General features: G+C 40.8%; 2 protein-coding genes and 2 pseudogenes. 2 read left to right on the plus strand and 2 right to left on the minus strand.

Going from position 1 to position 3,457, the window contains the following annotated elements; genetic code table 11:
• The first annotated feature begins 153 nt into the window (after positions 1-153).
• Both B4H32_RS01730 and tpgA read left to right on the plus strand, forming a co-directional pair.
• A complete protein-coding gene (locus B4H32_RS01730; protein ID WP_026057577.1) occupies positions 154-1,680 on the plus strand; it encodes a YadA-like family protein in 1,527 nt (508 codons plus the stop codon).
• A 72-nt stretch (positions 1,681-1,752) separates the two neighbouring features.
• Complete coding sequence (tpgA, locus tag B4H32_RS01735) at positions 1,753-2,568, plus strand: trimeric autotransporter adhesin/peptidogylcan-associated protein TpgA (RefSeq protein WP_004681119.1); 816 nt, start codon at positions 1,753-1,755, stop codon at positions 2,566-2,568.
• 164 nt (positions 2,569-2,732) lie between these two features.
• Here the strand turns inward: tpgA and B4H32_RS01740 are convergent.
• Positions 2,733-2,843, minus strand: a pseudogene (locus B4H32_RS01740) (integrase core domain-containing protein); the annotation flags it as partial.
• A 277-nt stretch (positions 2,844-3,120) separates the two neighbouring features.
• Positions 3,121-3,360, minus strand: a pseudogene (locus B4H32_RS12745) (integrase); the annotation flags it as partial.
• Positions 3,361-3,457 lie beyond the last annotated feature (97 nt).

Consider the following 3,457-nt stretch of genomic DNA (forward strand, 5'->3'; position numbering starts at 1 on the left):
GTAGCAACGAAGAAAGATGTGGTATTTGACAGGGTGACATCGACAGATATATTAGGTAATACATCTATTCTGAGTGCAACAGGCATAATTACACAAGACAAGGATGGAAAAAAATCTGCATCATTAAGTAATACGGGTTTATTTGTAGCTGAAATGAATGCAACTGGAAATACCTTGAGCAGCAGTAGTCTTGAAGCAGGTAAATTGACTGTAAAAGGCACTAACACACTGGTGCTAGATTCAGTGAAAGGTACATTGACTGGTTTGAGTAATAAGACACTTGGAAGTGGTGATTTTGCATCTCAAGGCCGCGCAGCGACTGAAGAGCAGCTGAACCGGGCGCAAAGTAATGTCGCATCTATTTTAGGCGGTAATGCAGCCAATAACGGTGGCCTGCTCAGCATGTCGAATATTGGTGGTACTGGTGAAAGTACTATTGATGATGCAATCAAATCAGTCAATCAAGTGGCTAATAATGCCAATAAAGGCTGGAATGTTAGCACCAATGGCGGTACAGCAAACAATGTGAAGCCAAACGATACTGTTGATTTCAGTAATAAAGATGGCAATGTCACAGTTTCAAATCAGGGCAATAACATTACTGTCGATTTAAACAAAGATATTGATTTGGGTGCAGCTGGTAGTGTAACGACCGGAGACACCAAAATTGATAATAATGGTTTAACGATTGCGGGTGGTCCAAGCGTAACCAAAAATGGTATCGATGCGGGCAAACAAAAAGTGACCAATGTTGCTGACGGTAAAATTACTGCCGATTCTCAAGATGCTGTGAATGGTGGTCAAATTCACGACATGATGGGTGCTGGTGCTTATGACACCAATGGAAATCTCAGTAATATTGGTGGTACAGGTCAAAGCAATATTAACGATGCTATTGCAGCAGTAAACAAAACCGCAGTTCAATCTAAATCGACTGTGACTGAAGGCAGCAATATCAAAGTTGTGAGCAATTCAAATGCAGATGGCAGTACTAATTATACGGTGTCAACAGCTGATGATATTACGCTGAACAGTGTTACAGCGAAGGATATTAATGCAGGTACTGTAACGACTGATAAGGTGGTTGCTGGCAATACCACTGTTGATAGCAGTGGCTTGAGCATTAAAAATGGTCCATCTGTGACCGCTTCCGGTATTGATGCAGGCAGTAAAGTAGTGAGTAATGTCAGCAATGGCGTGCAAAACAGCGATGCTGTGAATATGGGGCAGTTGTCTCAATACCTAGGCGGCGGTGCTGGCTATAACAACATCACGCAAAGTTTTGATGCGCCAAATTATCAAGTCAATGGTGGTTCTTATAACAATGTCGGTGATGCATTAGGTGCGCTAAATCAGGCCGATCAGGCATTGGGTAACCGTATTACAAATTTGGGTGATCAGTTACAACAAGCATTCTACTCAACAAATCAACGTATTGATGATGTTGAGAAAAAAGCCAATGCAGGTATTGCTGCGGCAATGGCATTAGAAAATGCACCGTACATTCCAGGTAAATACACTTATGCGGCAGGTGCTGCCTATCATGGCGGTGAAAATGCAATTGGTTTGACTTTACGTAAAACTGCGGATAACGGTCGCTGGTCATTGACTGGTGGTGTTGCTGCCGGTTCATCAGGTGATCCAAGTGTACGTGTTGGTATCAGTGGTGTAATTGATTAATGCATGGTGGGGAAAGAGCATGGTGGCTCTTTCCCACTTGTTTTTTAAATTTAATCAAGAATTGAGATGACAATGAAAACTTTATTAAAAACAATTGTAAGCTGTGTATTTTTAACTGGTGTGTTGAGTGGTCTAACACATGCAAAAGAGCAGATTAATTTACAGATGGCTGATGAGTCCGTTTCTTTTCCAGAAGTGAAAAAAAGTTACCTAGATCAAGTTCACCGTTATGAATATGATCAGGTACTGCGTCTGGAAAATGGCTTAACCAAAGACCAAATTCGTTATATTTTGGGCCATCCACATTTTAGCGAAGGCGTGTTTGGGGTTCGTGAATGGAACTATGTATTGGATATCCGTGTGCCTGAAACCCAGCAATACAAACGCTGCCAGTTACGTATCGACTTTGATAAAGACTACTTGGCCAAGGCATATTATTGGAAGGGTGAAGCCTGTCAGGGCTTGGCGCAATATGGTGCCAACAATCAACCTGTAGATAAAAATGCATTGGTTGTTGGAGGACTGAATGCCCAAGTTGCACAAGCTAGCGTACTATTCGCCTTTGACCGTTATGATGAGTCTGCGATTAACCGTGACTTTAGCCGCGTGGAAGAAATTGCAGAGGCCATTAAGCAGTCCGGCAGCCAGCGGGTTACTGTGACGGGTTATGCCGATAAATTGGGTAACTTTAACTATAACCAGGTTTTATCTGCACAGCGTGCGAATACCGTGGCTTATTTGCTAGCTCAACTGGGGATTGATCCGAATTACATTAAAGTCGATGCCAATGGAACAACCCGAATTTATAAAGAGTGTGAAGGTCAAACCAAATCTACTTCAACTGTGGAATGTTTAGCACCAAATCGCCGAGTAAATGTTAATTGGTAATAAGAATTAATGGAGTATATTGTGCTGATAAAGTAACTATATACTCTTTTTCCTTAAAATTAAGAGGTTTAGAAAGTAAAAATGATTTTAACCAAGGCAGTTTAAGCAAATTAAGATACAAACTAGGTAATCCTCCCATAAATAACCGAAGTTAAGAGTAGAGGTTAAGCAGCCATTAGAGGAGGCCTTCCTTTGTTGGCCTGGTGTGGTCTTTCATGATTGTAATGCCACAGCCAATTTGCTGCATAATCTTGTACTTCATCCAAAGTATCAAATGAAATATATGGCTCAACGGGCAAAAGCTAGTCCTCTGAGAATCAGCTTTCATATTGCATCCATTAGTATTCTGAATATTTAAAGATTCACTTCATTGGATTCAGCAGGTAATTTACCCAAGCATTTTGAAAATTTACTGGAAAAGCCAAGAAATACATTTTACCTGAGAGAAGAGCGAGAAGTTGCCCTAGGGTTGTGAAGGGAAAACCGCAGAAATACCCAAGAGAATACCAGTCAATTTCTTAACTGACTGGCATTAGGCCGTGTCGAGGTATTTCAATTAATGCCATTTCGCACTTGTTGTAAAATCCAATCCTCATATTCTTGTAGTGTTTCTTGTAGCATATCCATAGGTCGTACGATGTAGTGCCTTTCAACTAATGCACTTGGTTTATGACCTGATATCTGTGCTAAAGATCCTTCATTGATTTTTGCCCAAATAGCTAACGTTTTATATGATCTCCTCAATCCATGGGGAGTAAGTTCAATATTTAGTTTTTTACATATTTTCTCGGCTTTGTTGCACAAAGATTTGAAATGCAAAGCGCCCCTAATTGAGCCAAATTTAAGGCGTAACTTGGGTAAGTGGTCGACCTAATTCCGTAAATCTGTT

This window comes from Acinetobacter sp. UBA2063, from assembly GCF_002333245.1.
Lineage (GTDB): Bacteria > Pseudomonadota > Gammaproteobacteria > Pseudomonadales > Moraxellaceae > Acinetobacter > Acinetobacter parvus.